Source organism: Pseudomonas sp. PSE14, from assembly GCF_029203285.1.
Taxonomy (GTDB): domain Bacteria; phylum Pseudomonadota; class Gammaproteobacteria; order Pseudomonadales; family Pseudomonadaceae; genus Pseudomonas.
Window position 1 is genome coordinate 4897487 of sequence record NZ_CP115669.1, and the last position, 25344, is coordinate 4922830.

The following is a 25344-nucleotide window of genomic DNA, read 5'->3' on the forward strand; positions in this document are numbered from 1 at the left end:
TTGCGTCCCAAGAGGCGTTCCACCATGTCCCCCAACACATCCTTGCGTACCCAGATCCTTTCGCTGCTGGGCGGCAGCCTGCTGCTCGTACTGCTGATCGCCCTCGCCTGCTTCCACTTCCTCTCCGGCAGCGTCAGCGCCTACCAGCGCCTGCTGGACGGCCCGCTGCAGGCCTCACAACTGGTCGACCAGGCCAACGTCGCCTTCAAGATCCAGGTGCAGGAGTGGAAGAACGTCCTGCTGCGCGGCCAGCAACCGGCCGACCTGAACAAATACTGGGGCCAGTTCGAGGATCAGGAGCGTGCCGTGCAGGACATCCTCCAGCGCCTGGAGCAGAACGCCGCCACCGACCCGCAGCTCAAGTCCCAAGTGAGCCGCCTGCGCGACGAGCACCGCCAGCTCGGCCAGGCCTACCGCAAGGGCCGCGACGCCTATCTCGCCGCCGGCAGCGACCCGCGCGCCGGCGATGCCGCGGTGAAGGGCATCGACCGCGCCGCCAGCGACCAGATGGCCGCTCTGGTGGACAGCCTGCACCGCGACGCCCAGGAAGAAGCCAGGAGCATTTCCGCCAGTGCTCACAGCACCGTCATCAGCGGCAGCCTGATCCTGCTGATCTCTGGCCTGGTGCTGGGCCTGCTCAGCCTGTGGCTGGTCAATCGCAACCTGATCGGCCCGATTGCGCGCCTGATCGAGCACATCGCCCAGCTCAGCGAAGGCAACTTCGGCGAGCGCGTCGACGCCAGCCGGCGCGACGAACTCGGCCGCCTGGCGCGCGCCGCCAACACCCTGCGCGACTTCCTCGCCGATACCTTCAACCGCTTGAAGCACAGCACCAGCGAACTGGACACCGCCAGCGGCGAACTGAACGCCATCGCCACCCTGATGGCCGAAGGCACCCGCGAGCAGTTCTCGCGCACCGACCAGGTGGCCACGGCGATGCACGAGATGTCCGCCACTGCCCAGGAAGTCGCCCGCCACGCCTCCGACGCCGCGCGCGCCGCCGACGATGCCGACCAGCACGCCCAGCAGGGCGGCGAAGTGATGAAGACCACCATCGTCACCATCACCGAAATGAGCAACGAGATCGCCAATACCGCCGAAGTGATCCGCCGCCTGGAAAGCGACAGCGGGCGCATCGGCAAGGTGCTGGAAGTAATCCGTGGCATCGCCGACCAGACCAACCTGCTGGCGCTCAACGCCGCCATCGAGGCCGCCCGCGCCGGTGAAGCCGGCCGCGGTTTCGCCGTGGTCGCCGATGAAGTACGTACCCTGGCCCAGCGCACCGCCGAGTCCACCGCCGAGATCCACCAGATCATCGACACCGTGCAGACTGGTTCGGTCAACGCCCTGCGCGCCATCGAGAGCGGCCAGACCCGCAGCGAACAGGGTGTGGAGCGCGTCACCCAGGCCGGCGAAGTGCTGCGCAGCATCACCCAGGCCGTGGAGGCGATCCGCGACATGAACCGGCAGATCGCCACCGCCGCCGAGGAGCAGACCTCGGTTGCCGAGGACATCTCGCGCAACCTCACCGAGATCACCGCCATAGGCGCCACCAACGAGGAGAACGTGGTACGCACCCAGAGCGCCAGCCGCCACCTGCACGGCCTCTCCGGCGAGCTCGCCGAAGTAACCCACAAGCTCAGCGCCTGACCCGCTTCGGCCACAGGGACGTGGCCCCCTTCCCTTCGTACCGCGCGCGCCCATTCAACGGGATTTGCCCGCGATCACATCATCTTCTTCGCGAAACGCCTTGTAATCGCCGCCCTTTGACTCGCCACGCGATCAGGCATAAGGTGCGCAATTCGCCCCGCAATGGGGCGTCCCCGTATCGGCTTCGAAGCCTGATCGACATCCCGCGAACGGAAGGCCGTCCCGCAGTTACCGGACGAGCGAATCGCGGAGGATTGCTGCCAGGCACGTACCAAGGAACAGGAAGATGTTGCGCCGCATGCTGCTCATGCTGGGCGTAGTTGCCGTCATCGTTGCGGTGCTCGCCGGCTCGAAATACCTCTCCATCCAGAAACAGATCGCCATGTTCTCGGCGCCACGCCCACCGGTCAGCGTCACCGCGACCGACGCCGTGCAGCGCGACTGGCAGAGCCGCCTGCCGGCCATCGGCACCCTGCGCGCCGTGCAGGGCGTGACCGTGACCGCCGAAGTCTCGGGCATCGTGCGCAGCATCCTGTTCGTCTCCGGCGACAAGGTGAAGCGCGAGCAGCCCATCCTGCAGATGGATGACGACGTCGAGCAGGCCACCCTGCGTAGCGCCGAGGCGGACCTGGGCCTGGCCAAGGTGGAATACGAGCGCGGCCGCAACCTGATCGACCGCCAGGCCATTTCCAGGAGCGACTACGACCGCCTCGCCGCCCAGCTGAACCGTTCCACTGCCACCGTGGCGCAGCTGCGCGCGGCGCTGGCGAAGAAGCGCATCCTCGCACCCTTCGACGGCACCGCCGGCATCCGCCGGGTGGACGTGGGCGACTACGTCTCGCCGGGCACCGAGATCGTCACCCTGCAGGACCTCTCCACCCTGCTGGTCGACTTCTTCCTGCCGGAACAGGACTTCCCCCTGCTCAAGACCGGCCAGGCCGTCAGCGTGAGGGTCGCGGCCTATCCCGGACAGAGCTTCGAGGCCCGCATCGAGGCGATCAGCCCGCGGGTGGACAACGAGACGCGCAACCTGCTGGTCCGCGCCAGTATGGCCAACCCCGACGGCAAACTGCTGCCGGGCATGTTCGCCAACCTGGAAGTGCAGTTGCCCGACAGCGCGCCGCGCATCGTGGTACCGGAAACCGCCGTGGCCTTCACCCTGTACGGCAACTCGGTGTACGTGGTTGGTCCGCAGAAGGACAAGGACGGCAAGGCGAAGACCGACGACAAAGGCCAACCGGCCCTCGCCGTGGAGCGCCGCTACGTCAAAACCGGCGAGCGCCGCGAAGGCAACGTGGTGATCGTCGAGGGCCTGAAGGCCGGCGAACAGGTTGTGACCTCCGGCCAGCTCAAGCTCGACAGCGGCACGCCGGTGGCCATCGTTCCGGACGCGCAGTAACAGACAGCAGTGCCATCGCCCATGCGAGGACTACGAGAGTCAACGGATTTCGCGAGCTAGAGCCAGGCAAGGCGGCGGGGTACGGCGAAAGCGGAGTTGGCTGTAGCCAATGAGCATTTCGACGTACCCCGCCAACGCGGCATGGCCGACGCGCAGCAAATCCGAATACAGGGATTGAGCTTATGTTCACCGATCCATTTATCCGTCGCCCCGTGCTGGCGACCGTGGTCAGCCTGCTGATCGTCCTGCTCGGCATGCAGGCCTTCAGCAAGCTGGTGATCCGCGAATACCCGCAGATGGAAAACGCGCTGATCACCGTCACCACCTTCTATGCCGGCGCCAACGCCGAAACCATCCAGGGCTACATCACCCAGCCGCTGCAGCAGAGCCTGGCCAGCGCCGAAGGCATCGACTACATGACCTCGGTGAGCCGGCAGAACTACTCGGTGATCTCGATCTATGCACACATCGGCGCCAACACCGACCGTCTGGTGACCGAGCTGCTGTCAAAGATCGGCGAGGTGAAGACCCAGCTGCCGCCGGACGCCGAAGACCCGGTGCTGGACAAGGAAGCCGCCGACGCCTCGGCGCTGATGTACATCAGCTTCTTCAGCGAGCAGATGAACAACCCGCAGATCACCGACTACCTGTCGCGCGTGATCCAGCCCAAGCTCGCCACCCTGCCGGGCATCGCCGAGGCGGAGATCCTCGGCAACCAGGTGTTCGCCATGCGCCTGTGGCTGGACCCGGTGAAGATGGCCGCCTACGGCATCACCGCCGGAGACATCGACAGCGCGGTGCGCCAGTACAATTTCCTCTCCGCCGCCGGCGAGGTGAAGGGCGAGATGGTGGTCACCTCGGTGAACGCCTCCACCGACCTGAAATCCCCGGAAGCCTTCGCCGCCATCCCGCTGAAAACCGCCGGCGATCGCCGCGTGCTGATGGGCGATGTGGCACGCATCGAACTGGGCGCGGCGAGCTACGACGCGGTCAGCTCGTTCAACGGCATCCCCTCGGTGTACATCGGCATCAAGGGCACGCCCAGCTCCAACCCGCTGGACGTGATCAAGGAAGTCCGCGCCAAGATGCCGGAGCTGGAAGAGCAGCTGCCGCCGAGCCTGAAGGTAACCATCGCCTACGACGCCACGCGCTTCATCCAGGCCTCCATCGACGAGGTGGTGAAGACCCTGGGCGAGGCGATCCTGATCGTCATCGTGGTGGTCTTCCTGTTCCTCGGCGCGCTGCGCTCGGTGATCATCCCGGTGGTGACGATCCCGCTGTCGATGATCGGCGTGCTGTTCTTCATGCAGATGATGGGTTATTCGATCAACTTGCTGACCCTGCTGGCCATGGTGCTCGCCATCGGTCTGGTGGTGGACGACGCCATCGTGGTGGTGGAGAACATCCACCGCCACATCGAGGAGGGCAAGACGCCCTTCCAGGGCGCCATCGAAGGCGCGCGGGAGATCGCCGTGCCGGTGGTGACCATGACCATCACCCTGGCCGCGGTGTACGCCCCCATCGGCTTCCTCAGCGGCCTGACCGGTGCGCTGTTCAAGGAGTTCGCCTTCACCCTGGCCGGTGCGGTGATCATCTCCGGCATCGTCGCCCTGACACTGTCGCCGATGATGTGCTCGCGCCTGCTGCGTCACGACGCGAACCCCACGGGCCTCGCCCATCGCCTGGATGTGATCTTCGAGGCACTCAAGCAGCGCTACCAGCGCACCCTGCACGGCACGCTGAACAGCCGGCCGGTAGTGCTGGTGTTCGCCGCGCTGGTGCTGGCGATCATCCCGCTGCTGATGATGTTCACCCACAAGGAACTGGCGCCGGAGGAAGACCAGGGCATCGTCTTCATCATGTCCAACTCGCCACAGACCGCGAACCTGGACTACCTGTCCAAGTACACGGCCGAGTTCGAAGGCATCTTCCGCAAGTTCCCCGAGTACTATTCGGCGTTCCAGATCAACGGCTACAACGGCGTGCAGACCGGCATCGGCGGCATGCTGCTCAAGCCCTGGGACGAACGCGAGCGCAGCCAGATGGAACTGCTGCAGGTGGTACAGGCGGAGCTGGACAAGATCCCCGGACTGCAGATCTTCGGCTTCAACCTTCCCTCGCTGCCGGGCACCGGCGAAGGCCTGCCGTTCCAGTTCGTGATCAACACCGCCAGCGACTACCAGTCGCTGCTGCAGGTGGTCGAGCGGGTGAAGAAGCGCGCCGAGGAATCGGGCAAGTTCGCCTTCCTCGACCTGGACCTGGCGTTCGACAAGCCGGAGCTGGCAGTCGACATCGACCGCGCCAAGGCCGCGCAGATGGGCGTAACCATGCAGGACCTGGGTGTCGCGCTGGGCGCGCTGCTGGGCGAGGGCGAGATCAACCGCTTCACCATCGACGGGCGCAGTTACAAGGTGATCGCCCAGGTCGAGCGTGCCTACCGCGACAACCCGGGCTGGCTGAGCAACTACTACGTGAAGAGTCAGAGCGGCCAGCTGATCTCCCTGTCGACTCTGGTGACCTTCCACGAGCGCGCGCGGCCGCGCCAGCTCAACCAGTTCCAGCAGCTCAACTCGGCGATCATCTCCGGCGTGCCGATGGTCAGCATGGGCGAAGCCATCGACACCGTGCGCAGCATCGCCGAGGAAGAGTCGCCGCGCGGCTTCTCCTTCGATTACGCCGGCGCCTCTCGGCAGTTCGTGCAGGAAGGCAGCGCGCTGATGGTCACCTTCGCCCTGGCGCTGGCGGTGATCTTCCTGGTGCTGGCGGCGCAGTTCGAGAGCTTCCGCGATCCCCTGGTGATCATGGTCACCGTGCCGCTGTCGATCTGCGGCGCGCTGGTGCCGCTGTTCCTCGGCCTGTCGAGCCTGAACATCTACACCCAGGTGGGCCTGGTGACGCTGATCGGGTTGATCAGCAAGCACGGCATCCTCATCGTCGAGTTCGCCAACCAGCTGCGCCACGAACGCGGACTGTCGGTGCGCGAAGCGGTGGAGGAAGCCGCGGCGATCCGCCTGCGCCCGGTGCTGATGACCACCGCCGCCATGGTGCTGGGCGTGCTCCCGCTGCTGCTCGCCACCGGCGCCGGCGCGGTCAGCCGCTTCGACATTGGCATCGTGATCGCCACCGGCATGAGCGTGGGCACGCTGTTCACCCTGTTCGTCCTGCCCTGCGTGTACACGCTACTGGCCAAGGAGGACCCGAGGCCCGTCGACGGCAGCGCCCCGGCATCGGCGCACTGAACGAAAAAGCCCCGCATCAGCGGGGCTTTTTCCACCTACAGGGAGCTCCGGCTCTCATAGGAGCGGACCTTGTCCGCGAAATCCCCGCAACGAAATACCCTCCTCCAGGCAAATACCGATGCCAGCACCGTAGGGCGTATAACGCTCCGCGTTATACGCCGATCAGCCGTGGTCTCAGACGCCCGGCATGCTCCCGGCGTTGGCGATACGTCGTGGCGTATCGGCGTACAACCGCGAACGGTTGTACGCCCTACGACGGACCAAAGTGGTGAAACCGAACTGTAGGAACGAGCTTGCTCCTACGACGAGTTCAAGCCGGCTGGCGTTGCAGCCCACCGCTCGCGCGCTCTCCTTTCACGCTCCAGCTCTTGAGGTGCTCCAGGCTGGCCCGGTAGGGCTTGAGCCCCCGCGCCAGCAGGAAGGCGCCCGCCGTCAGCGCCAGCAGGCTGACGATCAGCAGCGAGTAGCGCAACGACATATCGTCGGCGAACACATAGTCGGTCACCAGGGCGATGGCGGTCGGGCCGACGCCCAGGCCGAGCAGCGTTACCACGAACAGGTAGATGGCCGACGCCTGGCCGCGCATGGAGTTGGGCATGATTTCCTGGATCGCCGCCGGGGCGACGCCGAACGGCATGCCGAGGAAGAACACGATGGGCGCCATCAGCACCGCCGCGGCATTGCCGTTATCGAGCAGCGGGTAGGCCAGGGTGAAGGGAATCGCCAGGACGGCGGCCAGCAGGCCCACACGCATGTTCGCATCGGTACGCCCGCGCTTGGCCCAGTAGTCCGCCAGGCGGCCGCCGCAAACGATGCCCAGACAGCCGAACACCGCGACGATGCTGCCGTACACCACACCCACATGGCCGGCATCCCAGCCATAGGTGCGAACGAAGAAGGTCGGTATCCAGGCGCCGCTGCCGTAGCTGGCGAAGGAGATGCAGGCAAAGCCGAAGTTATGGCAGATCACCGTCTTGCGGTTGGCGCGCAGGTAGGCGCCCACCTCGCTCATCGGCACCACCACGCCAGCGCCCACGCCACGCCGGGTCGGCTCCTTCACCGCCAGCATCAGCAGGGTGAAGAGTACCCCGGCGGCCCCCAGCAGCAGGAAGATCAGTTGCCACGGGCGCACTTCGCCGAGGATCGGCAGGTGCACGTCGCCCTGGGCCGAGGCGAACTTGATCACCAGGCCACCGAGCAGGAAGGCCAGGCCCGAACCCAGGTAGATCCCCATGGAATACACACTGATGGCCGTGGCGCGACGGTGGGACGGGAAGCTATCGGCGATCAGCGAATAGGCTGCTGGCGACAACGCCGCCTCGCCCACGCCAACGCCGACGCGGAACAGCAGGAAGTGCCAGTACTGCCGGGCCAGGCCGCAGGCGGCGGTCATGGCGCTCCAGATCAGCACGCCGACGGTGATCAGGCCGCGCCGGCTGCGGCTGTCGGCCATGCGCCCCAGCGGGATGCCACAGAGGGTATAGAACAGCGCGAAGGACAGGCCCATCAGCAGGCTCATCTGCGTATCGCTGATCGCCAGGTCGCGACGGATGGGGCCGACCAGCAGGTTGAGGATCTGTCGGTCGATGAAGGACAGCACGTAGGCGACCATGAGGATCGCGACCGTGGACCATGCCACGAAGCTGGAGGGGTAGCCGTTATTGTTGTTGTGCATGCGGGCTCCTGGACGCCGCCAACGCGGCGATGGCGATGGGGAGAACCCGCAGGGTAGGCACTGTGGACGCCAGGCGCGCCCACTATCAGGTCTCTGAATGCGGGCGGCGACCGTTGGCTGATGAATGGGTGGTCAGGGATTGGCCGAGGGGTTTTGCTGGAAACACTTGTAGGAGCGAGCTTGCTCGCGAACAGACTGTCCGGCGGCTCCGGTGTTAAGCGGGTTCGCGAGCAAGGGCTGGGCGCCCCCCCCCCTTGGTCCTACAAAGAGCTGAGCCTGTGCTCAGCTCGCCGTCGACATCCGCTCACACAGCTTGGCCAGCGCCTTCGCCCAGAGCTCCTGGTCGTTCAGGCAGGGCACCAGCACCAGCTCTTCCCCACCCGCCGCGCGGAACTGCTCGCTGCCACGCTGGCCGATTTCCTCCAGCGTCTCGATGCAGTCGGCAACGAAGGCCGGGCACATCACCAGCAGGCGCTTCACGCCCTGCTTGCCGAGCTTGTCCAGCTGCGCCTCGGTGTAGGGCTCGATCCACTTGTTGCGCCCCAGGCGCGACTGGAAGGACACCGACCAGCGCCCTTCCTCGAGCCCCGCACCCGCGGCGAAATCCTCCGCCGTGCGCAGGCACTGGCTGCGGTAACAGAGCGCCATCACCTCATCGCTCATCCCACGGCTGCTGGTTGCGGTGAGATCGTGGCGGCGGTCCTTCACCAGCTTGCGGATGTGCGACTCGGGCAGGCCGTGGAAGCTCAGCAGCAGGTGGTCGTAGGGTTGTTCGAGATAGGGCTTCACGCTGTCCACCAGCGCCTGGCGGTACTCCGCCTCGGCATAGAACGGCGGCAGCACCTTGAGCTCCAGCTTCAGGCCGCGCTCGCGCATGACCCGGCGCGCCTCCTCGATGGCGGTGGTGGTGGTGCTGTCGGCGAACTGCGGGTAGAGCGGCGCGAAGGTCACTCGGGTGATGCCCTGCTCGCTCAGGCGCAGCAGGGCCGACTCGATGGACGGCTCGCCATAGCGCATACCCAGCTCTACCGGCCCGTGCGGCCAGTAGGGGCGGATCGCTTCCTGCAGGCGGCGGCTGAGCACGATCAGCGGCGACCCCTCGTCCCACCAGATCGACGCATAGGCATGGGCCGACTCCTCGGGACGCTTGCGCAGGACCAGCGACACCAGCAGGCGGCGAATAGGCCACGGCAGGTCGATCACGTAGGGGTCCATGAGGAACTGATCGAGGTAGCGGCGCACGTCCTCGACCTGGGTGGAAGCCGGAGAGCCCAGGTTGACCAGCAGGAGGGCGTTTTGGGTCATGCAATGTCCTTGGAATCGGTTCACGATCTCGTCGGGCGGGCCCGGTAGGGCTGCGCAGTTTACACGCAGCGATTTGCCGCACGGCCTGTCGCCATTGCCGCAGGGCGTGGCGGATCAGCGCTGCTCGCGCAGCACGTCGGCCAGGGCGTCCGGCAGCTCGGGGAAGCGGAAGGTGAAGCCCGCATCGAGCAGCCGGCGCGGCACCACCCGCTGTCCACCCAATAGCAGCACCGACATCTCGCCGAGCATCAGGCGCAGGGCGAAGCCGGGTACGCCCAGCACGGTCGGCCGGTGCAGCGCTCGCCCCAGCTCGTGGGTGAAGTCGCGGTTGCGCACCGGCTGCGGCGCGCAGGCATTATAAGGACCCTCGGCGTCGGCCCGCTGCAAAAGAAAATCGATGAGGGCGATCTGGTCTTCGATATGAATCCAGGACATCCACTGCCGACCGCCTCCCAGTTGCCCCCCTAGCCCCATGCGGAATGGCGGCAGCATGCGCTTGAGGAAGCCGCCCTCGGGCGCCAGTACCAGTCCGGTGCGTACCAACACCACGCGAATATCCAGCGCCTTGGCCTCGCGGGCGATCTGCTCCCAGGCCAGGCACAACTCGCTCGCGAAATCCTCGCCGGCAGCCGCGCTGTTCTCCTCCAGCGGCCGCTCGCCGGCATCGCCGTACCAGCCCACCGCCGAGCCGTTGATCAGCACACCAGGGCGCTGGCTACGCGACTCCAGCCAGGCCAGCAGCCGCTCGGTCAGGCCCACCCGGCTGTCCCACAGCAGCGCCTTGCGCGCCGCGCTCCAGGGCTTGTCGGCGATCGGCTCGCCGGCGAGGTTGACCACCGCGTCCAACGGTTCGTCGCCGTAATCCTGGAAGTCGGCGATCCCGCGCACCTGCTCGCCGCACAACGCGGCAACCCGCTGCGGCTGACGACTGAGCACGGTCAGGCGATGTCCGGCCGTGCTCCATTGGCGGCAAAGTCGGCGGCCGATCAGCCCGGTCCCACCGGTCAACAAAATATGCATGGCGAACTCCTTGTCAGTGTGTCGCACCTACCATCAGTCTGGACGAGACAGCGACGCTTGCACCTGCACCGGACAGCGCTGAAGGTCTACGCTGTATGTGCCGGAACCGGCTGCGCTCATTCATGAAGGAACCGATGAGACGCGGAAGGTTCCGATGATCGGATTTCTGCCGATCACGGGTGCGCTGGCAGTCACACGATTGTACAGATCAAACCATTTGTACAACTCAAGCGCGCTCGTTACTCTGAAATACACAACCTACGAGGCACGTCATGAGCGCCCCCATTGCCATCATTGGCACCGGTATCGCCGGACTCTCGGCCGCCCACGCCCTGCGGGACGCCGGACAGGAAGTCCAGCTGTTCGACAAGGGTCACGGCAGCGGCGGCCGCATGGCCAGCAAACGCACCGAAGCCGGTGCCCTCGATCTCGGCGCGCAGTACTTCACCGCCCGCGATCGACGCTTCCTCGACGCCATCCAGAAATGGCGCGAACAAGGCTGGGTAGCCGAATGGGACCCGGCCCTGTACCAGTACCGCGACGGCGAACTGAGCCCGTCGCCGGACGAACAACCCCGCTGGGTCGGCACCCCACGCATGAGCGCGATCACCCGCGCCCTGCTGCAGGACCAGACCGTCACCTTCGCCTGCCGCATCACCGAGGTCTACCGCGGCGAGCAGCACTGGCACCTGCAGGACGCCGAAGGCCAGACACACGGTCCGTACAGCCGCGTGCTGATCGCCACCCCGGCGCCCCAGGCCGCCGCACTGCTGGCCAGTGCGCCGAAGCTGGCGGCGGCAGCAGCGAGCATCCCCATGGAGCCGACCTGGGCCGTCGCCCTGGGCTTCGCCGAGCCGTTGCAGACGCCGGTGCAGGGCTGCTTCGTCCATGAAGGCCCGCTTTCCTGGCTGGCCTGCAACCGCTCCAAGCCCGGTCGCGACGGGCAGCTCGATACCTGGGTGCTGCATGCCAGCAGCAGCTGGAGCAAGCAGAACATCGACCTGCTCAAGGAGAGCGTGATCGAGCACCTGCGCGGCGCCTTCGCCGAGCTGATCGGTTGCGCCGTACACGCCCCGGACTTCGCCCTCGCCCACCGCTGGCTGTATGCCCGGCCGATGGAAGCCCACCAGTTCGGTGCGCTGGCCGACGCCGACCTGGGAATCTACGCCTGCGGCGACTGGTGCCTCTCGGGCCGTGTCGAAGGCGCCTGGCTGAGCGGCCTGGAAGCTGCCCGCCGTCTGCTCGAGCACCTCTGAACCCGCCACGGTCTCCTCTTGCGGAGAAGACCGTGGATTCCCCTTGCCCGCCGCACAACCTTGTACAAACCTTTGCACTTGTACATGCCTGGGTCTATCCTAACCGATAGTTGTACAAAAATATCTACCTGTACAAGAAATCGGTTACCACCATGTCCGACACCACGCCACGTCCCCAGCTCGGTATCAGCGCCTGCCTGCTGGGCGAGCCGGTGCGCTACAACGGCGGACACAAGGCCTCGCGCCTGTGCCTGGACGTGCTCAGCCGCCACTTCGATTTCGTTCCGGTGTGCCCGGAAGTTGCCATCGGCCTCGGCGTACCGCGACCGACCCTGCGCCTGATCGGTGACTACGACACCCCGAGGGCGGTGATCCAGCGAGAAGGCAACCGCGACGTCAGCGCGGCCCTGCGTGACTTCGGCCGTGAGCAGGCCGGCCTGCTGCGGGACATCTGCGGCTACATCTTCATGCAGCAATCACCCTCCTGCGGGTTGCAGCGGGTGAAGCTCTACCGTTCCGATGGCCAGGCGTGCCCGCCCGGCGTTCGCGGGCTCTATGCGGAAACCTTCTGTGCTGCTCGCCCGGATCTGCCGGTGGAGGAGGAAGGCCGGTTGAACGACCCGGTGATCCGCGAGAACTTCCTCACTCGCGTATTCGCCTACGCCGCCTGGCAGAAGCTCCGCGCGCAGGGCCTGACACGCCACGCGGTGATTCGCTTCCACTCGCGCTACAAGTACCAGCTGATGGCCCACGACCCTCGCCAGTACAGCGTGCTTGGTCAGCGCCTGGCGAGGATCGCCGACCAGCCGCTGGACGCTTTCGCCCCGGCCTACTTCCGCGACTTCATGCGTGCGCTGGGTACCTGCGCCACGCGTGGCACCCACAGCAACGTGCTGCAGCATCTGGCCGGCTACCTCAAGCATGACCTGCCGGCCGAGGAAAAAGCCGAGATGCAGCGGCTGATCGGCCAGTACCGCGAAGGGGTGATCCCGCTGGTGGTTCCGCTGACACTGCTCAAGCACCACTTCCGCCGGCATCCGCATCCCTACATCGATGCCCAGGCCTACCTTCAACCGCATCCCGAAGACCTGAGCCTTCGCAATGCCATTTGACGTACCGGCAGGAACGCCATGAAGCCCGACCACCCACACCGCGAAACGGACGACGATTACCGCCAGGCCCTGGCCGAAGGCTGGCTGCCCATCCGCGAGGTGGCACGACGCACCGGGGTCAACCCGGTCACCCTGCGCGCCTGGGAACGGCGCTACGGACTGGTGGTGCCCCAGCGCACGCCCAAGGGCCATCGCCTGTACTCCGAGGCGCAGATCGCGCGCATCCAGGCCATCCTCACCTGGCTGGGGCGGGGCGTGGCAGTGAGCAAGGTCCGCGCACTGCTGGACAACCCCGATCCGCCCGCCGCCGAGCCGGACGCCTCGCCGTGGGAGGACCTGCTGCAGCACTGCATCGGCGCCATCGGCCGGATCAGCGAGCGCCAGCTCGACGAACTGTTCAACGGTACCCTGGCGGTCTACCCGGCGCACACCCTCTGCGAACACCTGATGCTGCCGCTGCTGGAGCAACTGGAGCGACGCTGGCAGGGCCAGTTCGGCGCGCAACTGGAGCGGGTGTTCTTCCACGGCTGGCTGCGCAGCAAGTTCGGCACCCGCCTCTACCACCACAACCGCCAGCAGCGCGGTGCACCACTACTGCTGGTGAACCATTCCGAACTGCCGCTGGAACCGGGACTCTGGCTCAGCGCCTGGCTGGCCAGCAGCGCCGGCTGTCCGCTGGAAGTCTTCGACTGGCCGCTGCCACCCGGCGAACTGGCGCTCGCGGTGGAACGCCTGAAACCGCGAGCGGTGCTGCTCTACTCCAGCCAGACACTCAATCTCGTTCAGCTGCCGCGCGTGCTGGCCGGCGTCGACTGCCCCCGCGTGCTGGCCGGGGCCGCCGCGCGCATCCACCAGGAACAACTGGCCGAGGTTGCGGCACCGCTGCACCTGGCGCAGGACCCGGTCAGCGCCCTGCACTGCCTGCGCGAGCTCGGCCTGCTCAACGGTGAACCGGCATGAAGCGGCAACTCGTCTGGCTGCGCACCGACCTGCGCCTGCGTGACAACACCGCCCTGGCGGCAGCCGCCGAACGCGGGCCGGTCATCGCCCTGTTCCTGCTCAGCCCTGGCCAGTGGCGCGAGCACGACGATGCCGCCTGCAAGGTGGACTTCTGGCTGCGCAACCTGCGAGAGCTGCGCGCCGGGCTTGCCGCGCTCAATATCCCACTGCTGGTACGCACGGCGGATCGCTGGAACGACGCGCCCCGGGTGATCGCCGAACTGTGCCGCCACCATGACATCGAGACAGTGCACGTCAACGAGGAATACGGCCTGCACGAAGCCCGCCGGGACGCCGCCGTGAAGCGTGAGCTGGCCGGCCAGGGTGTCGAACTGCGCAGCTACCTCGACCAACTGCTCTTCGCCCCCGGCACCCTGCTCACCAAGGGCGGCGGCTACTTCCAGGTCTACAGCCAGTTCCGCAAGCTCTGCTACGAGCGCCTGAACCAGGGTGCTCCCTCGTTGCAGCCGGCGCCGCGTCCTCAGGCGCCGCTGGAACTGGCCAGCGATCCGCTGCCCGAATGCATCGACGGCTTCGAATCACCCACTGAGGATTTGCGCAGTCACTGGCCGGCCGGCGAGGCCGAAGCCCACGAACGCCTGGAAGCCTTCGCCGACGAGCGCCTGGGGGGCTACCACGACCGCCGCGACTTCCCCGCCAGCGACGGCACCAGCCAGCTCTCGCCCCACCTCGCCGCCGGAGTCCTCTCGCCCCGCCAATGCCTGCACGCGGCGCTGGCCAACAACCACGGCGAGTTCGAAACCGGCAACAGCGGCGCGGTCAGCTGGATCAACGAACTGCTCTGGCGCGAGTTCTACAAACACATCCTGGTCGGCTTCCCGCGCGTAAGCCGGCACCGCGCGTTCCGCGAGGACACCGAGAAGCTGAACTGGCGCCACGACCGACAGGACCTGGAAGCCTGGCAACAGGGCCGCACCGGCTTCCCGATCATCGACGCGGCGATGCGCCAACTGCTGGCCACCGGCTGGATGCACAACCGCCTACGCATGGTGGTGGCGATGTTCCTCACCAAGAACCTGCTGATCGACTGGCGCGAAGGCGAGCGCTGGTTCATGCGCCACCTGATCGACGGCGACCTGGCGGCGAACAACGGCGGCTGGCAGTGGAGCGCCTCCACCGGCACCGATGCGGTGCCCTACTTCCGCCTCTTCAACCCGATCTCTCAATCCGAGCGCTTCGACCCGGACGGCCGCTTCATCCGTCGCTGGCTGCCGGAGCTGGCTGGCGTGGAAGGCCGGGCGATTCACGATCCGTCACGGCTGGGGCTGTTCGGCGCGGCAGGTTATCCACAGCCGATGGTCGATCTTTCCGCCACGCGGGAGCGGGCGCTGGAGGCGTTCAAGGGACTCTCCGTCCAGCCTTGATGCTTCAGGAGGAGCGGATTCCTTCCGCGATTGTTTTCGCCGGGCGCTGCGGTGCCAGGTGGATCGCGGACAAAGTCCGCTTGTGTCTGCCGACTTCGATAGGATCGAAGGTGAGAGCGACGGGAGGCAAGCTGCAGGTCCGCGGTGTTTGCAGCACGAGTAGGAGCCCAAGCTGCCTCCCGCCGTCCTCTGACCAAAGCCCGAACAGTTGAACGAGCCAAACCTCGAACCACAAGCGTGGGCAGTCAGAGTGCTCTCGCCGTGCAGTTTACGAGGGTTTGAGCATGACGTGTTGGGTAGGTATCGATGTCGCCAAGGACTCACTGGCCGTGTGGCTTCGCCCGCAAGGCAGGAGCTTGAGCGTGTCCAATGACGAAGTGGGGCATCAGCAACTGGTGGCGCTCTTCGCCGAGGAGAAGCCTGGCCGTATCGTGCTGGAAGCCACGGGTGGATATGAGCGGGCTGTCCTGCACACCCTGTCCCGCGCCGGCCACGCGGTATCTCGCCTGAACCCTACGCGGGTGCGGGCGTTTGCCACCGCCATGGGCAAGCAAGCCAAAACTGATCCCATCGATGCGGCCGTCCTGGCGCATCTGGCCCAGACGCTGGAAGAGGCGCCCAGCCAGCCCCTTTCACCGGAGCGCGAGCGGCTGCGAGAGCTGGTACAGCGTCGCGAGCAACTGGTTGGCCAGCGCGATGATGAGCGTCGACGTTTGCAGCAGGCCAAAGACGCCTTTGTCCGCGAATGCCTGACGGAGGCTATCCAGGCCCTGAAAGCCAGGATTCGCAGCTATGACGAGCAAATCGCCGACGCCATGGCGACGGTGGATGCCGAGCAAGCCCAGCAACTGGGCCAGGTCAAAGGTGTAGGGCCGGTAACTGTCGCCGGTTTATTGGCCTACCTGCCGGAGCTGGGGCAACTGAACCGGCGTCAGATCGCCGCCCTGGTCGGCTTGGCCCCCTACAACAGCGACAGTGGCCAGAAGTCGGGGCAACGTCGTATCCGCGGCGGGCGCGGCATGATTCGACGCATCCTGTACATGGCGACCTGGTCGGTCATCCGCTATCAACCAGACTTCGCCCTTCGCTACCAGCGCCTGCGCGAGAATGGCCGGTGTGCCAAGGTTGCGCTGGTGGCCTGCATGCGGGTGCTGATCGTGCGACTCAATGCAATGGTCCGAGACGGTACCTGCTGGAGAACAGGGATCGAGTAAAAGACAGTTGCTCCTACAAGATCAAGGCCCCCTCACCCTGACCCTCTCCCGCAAGCGGGAGAGGGGACTGTTCGGTGCAGGATGAAACCGTAGTGTCAGCCGGCACGGACGGCTCCCTCTCCCTGAGGGAGAGGGCTGGGGTGAGGGGGAAGCGCAGGCAGGGATTAACCCGGTAGAAGACAGTTGCTCCTACGAGAGCCGCCGGGACGAAGGTCAGACGGCATCCATCGCCGATGCTCGCGAACCCGCCCAGCCGCAGAGCGGACACAAAAAAGCCGGACCCAAGGTCCGGCTTTTTTCGTCAGCGTTCTGTTACAGAGGCTGCGTGAAATAGAGGCTGTAGGACTCGATGCCTTCGTTGGGCTGGCTGAGGCCGGCGTTGGAGTAGTGGATCGCGCGCACGCCGACGGCCTGGCCGCCGTTGAATTTCATGCCGAAGCCCAGGCGATCCTCGAAGTTCACCGAGCCGCCCAGATCCTGGTCGCCCACTTCCGAGCCAGTGAAGGCGGCGATGCCGATGCCGGCTTCGACGAAGGGTTTGACCGACTCGCCGGAGAACTCATAGACGAACACCGGGGCGAACGACAACGAGTGACGGCCACCGGCGCGCTCACCGGCCGACCAGTAGGTGTACCCCGCATCCCAGTACCCGGTCAGATGTCCTACGGAGCTTTCCCACCAGCTCTTGTCCCAATCGAAGCCCAGTCCCAGACGATAGGTCATATCGCCCTGACCGGTCGCACCCACGGCGCCAGTAAGGCTGGCGGCCTGCACGCTGACAATCTGCCCCAGGGACAATGCGGCCAAGGCGGCCAGCGAAAGTAGTTTCTTCATCGAAACATCCTTAATGAGAAAGCTGAATGAAAAATCCCCGCGAATAGCTAGGTATTATAAGACCACTTCTCGAACTTGGCCGACAGAGCATGGTCGCTGGCAGGTAATTTTTCTGTCATCCGCTGAAGGAACTGACAATTTCATCGCTGCCCCACAACACCGGCATGACCTTCTCCAGGTTTTCCACCGGGCCACTGGTCCAGAACTCCGTCCGCCCCTCTGCCCTCGCCGCCAATAGCTCACGCGCCTTGAGCAAACGCTCCAGCTGACGCGCCACGGCCGCGCCGGTATCGATCAGCGAGATATCTGCAGGGATCAGCTCACGCAGCAACGGACGCAGGAACGGGTAGTGGGTGCAGCCGAGGATCAGCGTGTCGCAGCCTTCGGCAAGCAACGGCTCGACATAGCGCCCGAGCAACTCGCGCGTCTGAGGACCACTCAGATCGCCAGCCTCGATACGCTCCACCAGTCCCGGACAGGGCTGGGTGATCACCCGTACATCACCGGCGAAACGATCGAGCAAGGCGGCAAAGCGCGCGCTCTTGAGTGTGCCGGTGGTCGCCAGGACACCCACCACGCCGCTGCGGGTCGCCTCGGCGGCCGGCTTCACCGCCGGCTCCATGGCCACGATCGGCACCTGCGGGTACAGCTCGCGCAGGTCAGCGGCAGCTGCAGCGGTGGCGGTGTTGCAGGCCAGCACCAATGCCTTGGCACCACGGGCCAGCAGGAAGCCCGCGATGGCGCGGCAACGCTCGCGGATATAGTCGGGGGTCTTTTCGCCGTAGGGGACGTGGCCGCAGTCAGCAAGGTAGATCAGCGATTCGTTGGGCAGCCGGGCGCGGATTTCGTGAAGGACACTGAGCCCGCCAACGCCGGAGTCGAAGACACCGATGGGCGCGGCATCAGCCATGCGCCACTCCGCACACGGCGCACTGCGGGTCACGCTTGACGCGCAACTCGCGGAAGCGCGTACCCAGCGCATCGATCAGCAACAGGCGCCCCACCAGCGGCTCGCCGAACCCGGCCAGCAGCTTGAGCGCTTCCAAGGCTTGCAGGCTGCCCACCAGGCCCACCAGCGGGCCAACCACGCCGGCCTCGCTGCAGGTCAGTTCGGCTTCGCTGCCGTGACCGTAGAGGCAGTGGTAGCAGGGGCTGTCGTCGCGGCGCGGGTCAAACACCGAGAGCTGCCCTTCCAGACGGATCGCCGCACCGCTCACCAGCGGCTTCTTCGCGGCGACGCAGGCGGCATTGACCGCCTCGCGGGTGCCGAAGTTGTCGCAGCAATCCAGCACCAGATCCACCGCCGCCACCGCCGAGTCGAGGGAGTCGGCGTCCAGCGCCTGGCGATGGGCGACCAGTTTCACGTCCGGGTTGATCGCGGTCAGGCGGGCGATGGCGGAGTCCACCTTGCTCGTGCCGACGCTGCCGGTGTCGTGGATAATCTGCCGTTGCAGGTTGGTCAGGTCGACGCTGTCGAAGTCCGCCAGGTGCAGCTCGCCGACACCGGCGGCGGCCAGGTACAGCGCCACCGGTGCGCCCAGGCCGCCGAGGCCGACGATCAGCACGCGGCTATCCTTCAGGCGCAGCTGGCCGTCGACGTCGATCTGCGGCAGCAGGATCTGCCGGCTGTAACGCAGCAGTTCGTTATCGCTCAGCATGTCCAGTTCCCCAGGCTGATTCGTTCGTGGCCACCGAGGTCGCGGCGGCTTTCCACGCGGGCAAAGCCACGGGTCAGCAGCAGGTCGCGCACGGCGTCGGCCTGGTCGAAGCCATGTTCGAGCATCAGCCAGCCGCCGCTCTCCAGGTGCGCAGGCGCCTGCTCGATGATCAGGCGGATGTCGTCCAGACCGTCCGCCCCAGAGACCAGCGCGCTCGACGGTTCGAAACGCACGTCGCCCTGCGCGAGGTGCGGGTCGGCGCTGGGAATGTAGGGGGGGTTGCTGACAATCAGCGAGAAACGCTGGCCGGCCAGCTCGGAAAACCACTGACTGGCGCGGAAGGCGGCGTTTGCCAGGTCCAGGCGCTCGCGGTTGCGCTCGGCCAGTGCGACGGCCTCGGCGACGCGGTCCACACCCTGCACCTGCCAGCCCGGACGTTCACAGGCCAGGGCCAGGGCGATGGCGCCGGTGCCGGTGCCCAGGTCGAGCACGCGGGCCGGTGTGGCCGGCAGCAGGTCGAGGGCGGTTTCCACCAGCAGTTCGGTGTCCGGGCGCGGGATCAGGGTGTGCGGCGCCACTTCCAGGTCCAGGCTCCAGAAGCCCTGGCGACCCAGGATGTAGGCCACCGGCTCGCCGGCCCGGCGGCGGGCGACGAAGCTGTCGAAGAGGTCGTGGGCCTCACGGCTGACGACACGCTCCGGCCAGGTACGCAGGAAGCTGCGCGGCTTACCCAGCGCGGCCGCGAGCAGCAGCTCGGCATCCAGGCGCGCGCTGGGCGAGTCCGGCAATTGCGCCTCGTTGAGCAGGGTCATGATGGTTGCCATGGTCTGTCGCTCTCTCAGTCGCCCGCGCGCTCAGTCACCGAGTGCGGCCAGCTGGTCGGCCTGGAATTCCTGCAGCAGGGGCTCGATCACCTGTTCCACCGCGCCTTCCATCACTTCGCCCAGGGAATAGAGGGTGAGGTTGATGCGGTGGTCGGTCACCCGGCCCTGGGGGAAATTGTAGGTGCGGATGCGCTCGGAACGGTCACCCGAACCGACCAGCAGCTTGCGCGTGCTGGCGATCGCCTGCTGGGCGGCGGCCTGCTGCTGGTCGTTGAGCTTGGCCGCGAGCCAGGCCATGGCCTTGGCGCGGTTCTTGTGCTGCGAGCGCTCTTCCTGGCACTCGACCACGATGCCCGACGGGATGTGCGTGATGCGCACCGCCGAGTCGGTCTTGTTCACGTGCTGGCCGCCGGCGCCGGAGGAACGGTAGGTGTCCACGCGCAGGTCGGCCGGGTTGATCTCGATGGCCGCCTGCTCGTCCGGCTCGGGCAGCACCGCCACGGTGCAGGCCGAGGTATGGATGCGCCCCTGGGATTCGGTGGCCGGCACACGCTGCACGCGGTGGGCGCCGGACTCGAACTTGAGCTTGGCGTAGACGTTGTCACCCTCGACACGGGCGATGACTTCCTTGAAGCCGCCGTGCTCGCCTTCGTTCTCGGACATGATCTCGACGCGCCAGCCCTGCTTCTCGGCGTAGCGGGAGTACATGCGGAACAGGTCGCCGGAGAAGATCGCGGCTTCGTCACCGCCGGTGCCGGCGCGGATTTCCAGGAAGACGTTGCGGCCGTCGTTGGGGTCCTTGGGCAGCAGCATGCGCTGCAGGCGATCCTCCAGGCCGACCAGCGCGGCCTTGGCCTGCCCGACTTCTTCCTCGGCCATCTCGCGCAGGTCCGGGTCGCTGTCCTTGAGCAGCGCCTGGGCGCCCTCCAGGTCCGACTGCACCTTGCGGAACTCGCGGAAAACGAGGATGACCGGTTCCACTTCCGCATATTCACGGGAGTAGGCGCGGAACTTGGTCTGGTCGCTGATGACCTCGGCATCGCCCAACAGAGCCGTCAGCTCTTCATAGCGGTCACTGAGGATATCCAGCTTTTTCAGGAGGGACGCTTTCATCGCTTGTCAGTGCCCTCCTCGAGGGCGAACAGTTCCTGCGCGACGGCCAGCGCATCGATGCGGCCCGCGGCGGAGAGTTTCTTCATCTGCACACTGGGCGCGTGCAGCAACTTGTTGGTCAGACCGCGGGCGAGCTGCGCCATGACTTCCATCGGGTCGGCACCGTTGGCCAGCAGGCGCTGGGCCTTCTGGGTTTCCTCGTCGCGCAGGCGCTCGGCCTGCTGGCGATAGGCACGCAGCACGTCGACAGCGGCCAGCTCGCGCAGGCGCGCCATGAACTCGAGAACGCCATCGCCGACCAGTTCCTCGGCGGCCTGGGCAGCGCCCTGGCGGCTCTTGAGGTTCTCGGCAACCACTTCATGGAGGTCGTCGACGCTATAGAGGTAGACGTCTTCCAGCTCGCCGACTTCCGGCTCGATGTCGCGCGGCACGGCGATATCGACCATGAACATCGGCTTGTGCCGGCGCTGCTTCAGCGCACGCTCCACCGCGCCCTTGCCGAGGATCGGCAGCTGGCTGGCGGTGGAACTGATGACGATGTCGCTGTTGACCAGTTCGTCGGGCATGTCCGCCAGCAGGATGGCACGGGCGCCGAACTGCTCGGCCAGCTGGCTGGCGCGCTCCAGGGTACGATTGGCGACCACGATGCGCTTCACGCCCTGCTCGTGCAGGTGGCGGGCGACCAGGGTGATGGTCTCGCCGGCGCCGATCAGCAGCGCTTGGCTGCGGCTCAGGTCGCTGAATATCTGCCGGGCCAGGCTTACCGCGGCGAAGGCCACGGACACCGGGTTCTCACCGATGGCGGTGTCGGTGCGCACGGTCTTAGCGGTGCTGAAGGTCGCCTGGAACAGGCGGCCCAGCATAGGGCCGATGGTGCCGGCCTCGCGGGCCACGGCGTAGGCGGACTTCATCTGGCCGAGAATCTGCGGCTCGCCCAGCACCATGGAGTCCAGGCCGGCGGCGACGCGCATCATGTGGCGCACCGCTTCGTCGTCCTGGTGCACGTAGGCGCAGGCGCGCAGGTCGTCGATGTTCAGATTGTGGTAATCGGCCAGCCAAGCCAGCACGTCACCGGCGTCCGGATGTTCGATCTCCAGGTAGAGTTCGCTGCGGTTGCAGGTGGAGAGGATGGCGGCTTCGCGGCTGGACGTGAGCCGGCAGAGCAGTTGCAAGGCCTCGACCATCTGCTCGGGAGTAAAAGCCACGCGCTCGCGGACGGCCACGGACGCGGTCTTGTGGTTGATACCGAGGGCAATGAAGGCCATGCAGAATCGCTGATGCTGATCGGAAAGCCCGCAATTGTCCTACTTAGCCTTGTGAAGGACAACCACCCGCGACGGATCGCACACTGCAAATCGTATACAAGGCCCGATGCCGTGCTTGCCCATGGGATTGCCACATTCCTTATGTCATGATGGGTGCTATTTCGCAGGTCAGGCCCTCGTCCTTCCTCTATGAACAAGTCTCTTGCGCTGCTGACTGCTCTGCTGCTGCTCGGCGGCTGCCAGTCTCTTTCCCATAAAACCCCGGAGGGTTCTTCCGCCGAGAAGGACAAGGCCGCCGCTGCCCAGAAGCAGCAGAAGTACGGCTCGTTCAGCGAAGAGACCCTGTTTTCGCTGCTGACCGCGGAGCTCGCCGGCCAGCGCAACCGCTTCGACATCGCCCTCGCCAACTATGTCGAACAGGCCCGCGCCACCCAGGACCCGGGCGTTGCCGAGCGCGCCTTCCGCATCGCCGAGTACCTGGGCGCCGACCAGGAAGCCCTGGACACCTCGCTGATCTGGGCCAAGGCCGCGCCGGACAACCTCGACGCCCAGCGCGCCGCCGCCATCCAGCTGGCGCGCACTGGGCAGTACGACGAATCCATGGTGTACATGGAGAAAGTCCTTAATGGCCAGGGCGACACCCACTTCGACTTCCTCGCGCTGTCCGCCGCCGAGACAGACCCGGACACCCGTGCGGGTCTGCTGCAGAGCTTCGACCGCCTGCTGAAGAAGTACCCGGACAACGGCCAACTGCTGTTCGGCAAGGCCCTGCTGCTGCAACAGGACGGCCGCCCGCAGGAAGCCCTGCACCTGCTGGAAGACAATTCGGCGAGCAAGCACGACGTTGCCCCGCTGCTGCTGCGCGCGCGCCTGCTGCAAAGCATGAAGCGCAGCGACGAAGCGCTGCCGCTCTTGAAGAACGGCATGAAGGAGCACCCGGACGACAAGCGCGTGCACCTGGCCTACGCCCGCCTGTTGGTGGAGCAGAACCGCCTGGACGAAGCCAAGGCCGAGTTTTCCGCGCTGGTCGAACAGTTCCCCGATGACGACGACCTGCGCTTCTCCCTGGCGCTGGTCTGCCTCGAAGCCCAGGCCTGGGAGGAAGCCAAGGTCTACTTGCAGGAACTGGTCGAGCGCGACAGCCACGTCGACGCTGCCCACTTCAACCTGGGTCGCCTGGCCGAGGAACAGAAGCAGCCTGACACCGCGCTCAAGGAATACGCCCAGGTCGGCCCGGGCAACGACTTCCTTCCGGCCCAACTGCGCCAGACCGAAATCCTGCTCGACCAGAAGCGCGTCGACGAAGCCTCCCGCCGCCTCGCCGAAGCCCGCGAGCGCCAGCCAGACTACGCCATCCAGCTGTACCTGATCGAAGCCGAGGGCCTGTCCAACCGCGATCAGGTCGACCGCGCCTGGAACGTCATCCAGCAGGGCCTCAAGCAGTTCCCGGACGATCTCAACCTGCTCTATACCCGCTCCATGCTGGCCGAGAAGCGCAACGACCTGGCGCAGATGGAGCAGGACCTGCGCCTGATCATCCAGCGCGAGCCGGACAACGCCATGGCGCTCAACGCACTGGGCTACACCCTGGCCGACCGCACCACCCGCTACAGCGAGGCCCGCGACCTGATCCAGAAGGCCCACTCGCTGAACCCGGACGACCCCGCGATCCTCGACAGCCTGGGCTGGGTCAACTATCGCCTGGGCAACCTCAGCGAAGCGGAAGGCTACCTGCGCAAGGCGCTGGAACGCTTCCCCGACCACGAAGTCGCCGCCCACCTGGGCGAAGTGCTCTGGGCCCAGGGCAAGCAGAGCGAAGCCCGCCAAGTGTGGGCCGCGGCCCTGCAAGCTCAGCCCGACAGCGCCGTCCTGCGCGACACCATGAAGCGCCTGACCGGTTCCGGAACCCTCTGATTTATGCGTTTACGTCACCTTCTCGGCACCGCCGCCCTCGCCCTGCTTGCCGGCTGTACCGGCCTTGGCACCCACGAGTCCCTGGAAGGCCAGGGCAACGCCACCGCCTGGAACGCCCACAAGACCCAGATCACCGCCCTCGACGGCTGGCAGATCGACGGCAAGGTCGGCATCCGCGCACCGAAGGACTCCGGCAGCGGTACCCTGTTCTGGCTGCAACGCCAGGGCTACTACGACATCCGCCTGTCCGGCCCGCTGGGGCGTGGCGCGGCGCGCCTGACCGGGCGCGAAGGCGCGGTGACCCTGGAAGTCGCAGGCCAGGGCCGCTATGAAGCCGCGTCCCCGGAAGAACTGCTGGAACAACAGATGGGCTGGCGACTGCCGGTGTCCCACCTGCTCTGGTGGGTTCGCGGCCTGCCCGCGCCGGACAGCAAGAGCCGCCTGACACTCGACGGCGACAGCCGCCTGGCCAAACTCGAACAGGACGGTTGGGAAGTGGAATACACCCGCTACAGCGAGCAGGACGGCTACTGGCTGCCCGAGCGCCTGAAGCTGCACGGCCAGGACCTCGACGTGACCCTGGTGGTGAAGACCTGGCAGCCGCGCCAACTGGGCCACTGACATGCAGGACCGCCTGACCCTGCCAGCCCCGGCCAAGCTCAACCTGTTCCTGCACATCAACGGTCGCCGTCCCGACGGCTATCACGAACTGCAGACCCTCTTTCAATTCCTCGACCATGGCGACGAACTGCAATTCGCCCTGCGCGAGGACGGCGAAATCCGCCTGAACACCGACATCGAAGGCGTTCCCCACGACAGCAACCTGATCGTCAAGGCCGCCCGCCGGCTGCAGGAACAATCGGGCTGCACGCTGGGCGCCGATATCTGGCTGGACAAGCGCCTGCCCATGGGCGGCGGTATCGGCGGCGGCAGTTCCGACGCCGCCACCACCCTGCTCGGCCTCAAGCACCTGTGGAACCTCGACTGGGACGAAGACCGCCTCGCCGCACTGGGCCTGACCCTGGGCGCCGACGTGCCGGTATTCGTGCGTGGCCGCGCGGCCTTCGCCGAAGGCGTCGGCGAGAAGCTCACGCCGGTGGAGCTGGAAGAGCCCTGGTTCCTCGTCGTCGTGCCGCAAGTCTTTGTCTCCACAGCAGAAGTTTTCTCCGATCCCGAGTTGACACGGGATACTCCGCCCATTAAAGTTCGCAGCCTTCTCGGGGTGGACGGTCATAACGACTGCCAGCCGGTCGTCGAGAAGCGTTACCCGGATGTACGTAACGCACTGATCCAGCTAGGTAAATTTACCGAAGCGAGATTGACCGGCACCGGAGCTTGTGTGTTTGGGAGCTTCCCAAATCAGGGCGATGCTGATAAAGTTCGCCGCCAACTTCCGGCCACTCTGCCAAGTTTTGTCGCCCAGGGGCGTAACATCTCGATGTTGCACCGCAAGCTGCAAAGCCTGGTCTGAGAAGAAAGCAA

At 66.1% G+C, this 25344-nt stretch carries 19 protein-coding genes and 1 pseudogene; 11 read left to right on the plus strand and 9 right to left on the minus strand.

Features of this window, described 5'->3' with window-relative positions; genetic code table 11:
- Window positions 1-24: 24 nt before the first annotated feature.
- The 3 genes from O6P39_RS22450 to O6P39_RS22460 all read left to right on the plus strand — a co-directional run bounded on the left by O6P39_RS22450 (window position 25) and on the right by O6P39_RS22460 (window position 6288).
- Window positions 25-1650, plus strand: a complete 1626-nt coding sequence (locus tag O6P39_RS22450) for a methyl-accepting chemotaxis protein (RefSeq protein WP_275608616.1) — start codon at window positions 25-27, stop codon at window positions 1648-1650.
- 286 nt (window positions 1651-1936) lie between these two features.
- Complete coding sequence (locus O6P39_RS22455) at window positions 1937-3049, plus strand: efflux RND transporter periplasmic adaptor subunit (protein WP_275608617.1); 1113 nt, start codon at window positions 1937-1939, stop codon at window positions 3047-3049.
- 182 nt (window positions 3050-3231) lie between these two features.
- The gene (locus tag O6P39_RS22460; RefSeq protein WP_275608618.1) at window positions 3232-6288 is read left to right on the plus strand and encodes a multidrug efflux RND transporter permease subunit; all 3057 of its coding nucleotides are present in this window, start codon (window positions 3232-3234) and stop codon (window positions 6286-6288) included.
- A 310-nt stretch (window positions 6289-6598) separates the two neighbouring features.
- Here the strand turns inward: O6P39_RS22460 and O6P39_RS22465 are convergent, their stop codons facing one another.
- From O6P39_RS22465 to O6P39_RS22475, 3 genes are all read right to left on the minus strand, one after another.
- Window positions 6599-7963, minus strand: a complete 1365-nt coding sequence (locus O6P39_RS22465) for an MFS transporter (protein WP_275608619.1) — start codon at window positions 7961-7963, stop codon at window positions 6599-6601.
- Window positions 7964-8245: 282 nt separating this feature from the next.
- Complete coding sequence (gene hemH, locus O6P39_RS22470) at window positions 8246-9268, minus strand: ferrochelatase (protein ID WP_275608620.1); 1023 nt, start codon at window positions 9266-9268, stop codon at window positions 8246-8248.
- Between the two features lie 114 nt (window positions 9269-9382).
- Window positions 9383-10288, minus strand: a complete 906-nt coding sequence (locus O6P39_RS22475; protein ID WP_275608621.1) for a TIGR01777 family oxidoreductase — start codon at window positions 10286-10288, stop codon at window positions 9383-9385.
- A gap of 272 nt (window positions 10289-10560) precedes the next feature.
- Between O6P39_RS22475 and O6P39_RS22480 the strand changes: the two genes are divergently transcribed.
- The 5 genes from O6P39_RS22480 to O6P39_RS22500 all read left to right on the plus strand — a co-directional run bounded on the left by O6P39_RS22480 (window position 10561) and on the right by O6P39_RS22500 (window position 16254).
- Window positions 10561-11544: an NAD(P)/FAD-dependent oxidoreductase gene (locus O6P39_RS22480; protein WP_275608622.1), complete on the plus strand. Its 984-nt coding sequence runs from the start codon at window positions 10561-10563 to the stop codon at window positions 11542-11544.
- A 152-nt stretch (window positions 11545-11696) separates the two neighbouring features.
- Window positions 11697-12656 (plus strand): DUF523 and DUF1722 domain-containing protein, encoded by a 960-nt coding sequence (locus tag O6P39_RS22485; protein ID WP_275608623.1) that lies wholly within the window; start codon window positions 11697-11699, stop codon window positions 12654-12656.
- Window positions 12657-12674: 18 nt separating this feature from the next.
- On the plus strand, window positions 12675-13616 hold the full coding sequence (locus O6P39_RS22490; protein WP_275608624.1) for a MerR family transcriptional regulator: 942 nt from the start codon (window positions 12675-12677) through the stop codon (window positions 13614-13616).
- Window positions 13613-15040, plus strand: coding sequence for a deoxyribodipyrimidine photo-lyase (gene phrB / locus O6P39_RS22495; RefSeq protein ID WP_275608625.1), 1428 nt, complete (start codon window positions 13613-13615; stop codon window positions 15038-15040). The genes O6P39_RS22490 and phrB overlap by 4 nt, the downstream gene beginning before the upstream one ends.
- Window positions 15041-15324: 284 nt before the next feature.
- Entirely contained in the window at window positions 15325-16254 is a 930-nt protein-coding gene (locus O6P39_RS22500) for a transposase (protein ID WP_275608156.1), read from the plus strand.
- A gap of 312 nt (window positions 16255-16566) precedes the next feature.
- Here the strand turns inward: O6P39_RS22500 and O6P39_RS22505 are convergent, their stop codons facing one another.
- From O6P39_RS22505 to hemA, 6 genes are all read right to left on the minus strand, one after another.
- Window positions 16567-17088, minus strand: a complete 522-nt coding sequence (locus O6P39_RS22505; protein ID WP_275608626.1) for an acyloxyacyl hydrolase — start codon at window positions 17086-17088, stop codon at window positions 16567-16569.
- 115 nt (window positions 17089-17203) lie between these two features.
- The gene (gene murI, locus O6P39_RS22510) at window positions 17204-17998 is read right to left on the minus strand and encodes a glutamate racemase (protein WP_275608627.1); all 795 of its coding nucleotides are present in this window, start codon (window positions 17996-17998) and stop codon (window positions 17204-17206) included.
- On the minus strand, window positions 17991-18746 hold the full coding sequence (locus tag O6P39_RS22515; RefSeq protein ID WP_275608628.1) for a molybdopterin-synthase adenylyltransferase MoeB: 756 nt from the start codon (window positions 18744-18746) through the stop codon (window positions 17991-17993). The genes murI and O6P39_RS22515 overlap by 8 nt, the downstream gene beginning before the upstream one ends.
- Complete coding sequence (prmC, locus tag O6P39_RS22520) at window positions 18740-19570, minus strand: peptide chain release factor N(5)-glutamine methyltransferase (protein ID WP_275608629.1); 831 nt, start codon at window positions 19568-19570, stop codon at window positions 18740-18742. The genes O6P39_RS22515 and prmC overlap by 7 nt, the downstream gene beginning before the upstream one ends.
- 30 nt (window positions 19571-19600) lie before the next feature.
- Complete coding sequence (gene prfA, locus O6P39_RS22525) at window positions 19601-20683, minus strand: peptide chain release factor 1 (protein WP_275608630.1); 1083 nt, start codon at window positions 20681-20683, stop codon at window positions 19601-19603.
- On the minus strand, window positions 20680-21948 hold the full coding sequence (gene hemA / locus O6P39_RS22530; protein ID WP_275608631.1) for a glutamyl-tRNA reductase: 1269 nt from the start codon (window positions 21946-21948) through the stop codon (window positions 20680-20682). Before hemA ends, prfA begins: the two co-directional genes overlap by 4 nt.
- 146 nt (window positions 21949-22094) lie before the next feature.
- Here hemA and O6P39_RS22535 point away from each other — a divergent pair.
- The 3 genes and pseudogenes from O6P39_RS22535 to ispE all read left to right on the plus strand — a co-directional run bounded on the left by O6P39_RS22535 (window position 22095) and on the right by ispE (window position 25333).
- Window positions 22095-23862, plus strand: a pseudogene (locus tag O6P39_RS22535) (tetratricopeptide repeat protein).
- A gap of 3 nt (window positions 23863-23865) precedes the next feature.
- A complete protein-coding gene (lolB, locus tag O6P39_RS22540) occupies window positions 23866-24483 on the plus strand; it encodes a lipoprotein insertase outer membrane protein LolB (RefSeq protein WP_275608632.1) in 618 nt (205 codons plus the stop codon).
- A 1-nt stretch (window position 24484) separates the two neighbouring features.
- On the plus strand, window positions 24485-25333 hold the full coding sequence (ispE, locus tag O6P39_RS22545; protein WP_275608633.1) for a 4-(cytidine 5'-diphospho)-2-C-methyl-D-erythritol kinase: 849 nt from the start codon (window positions 24485-24487) through the stop codon (window positions 25331-25333).
- Window positions 25334-25344: the final 11 nt, after the last annotated feature.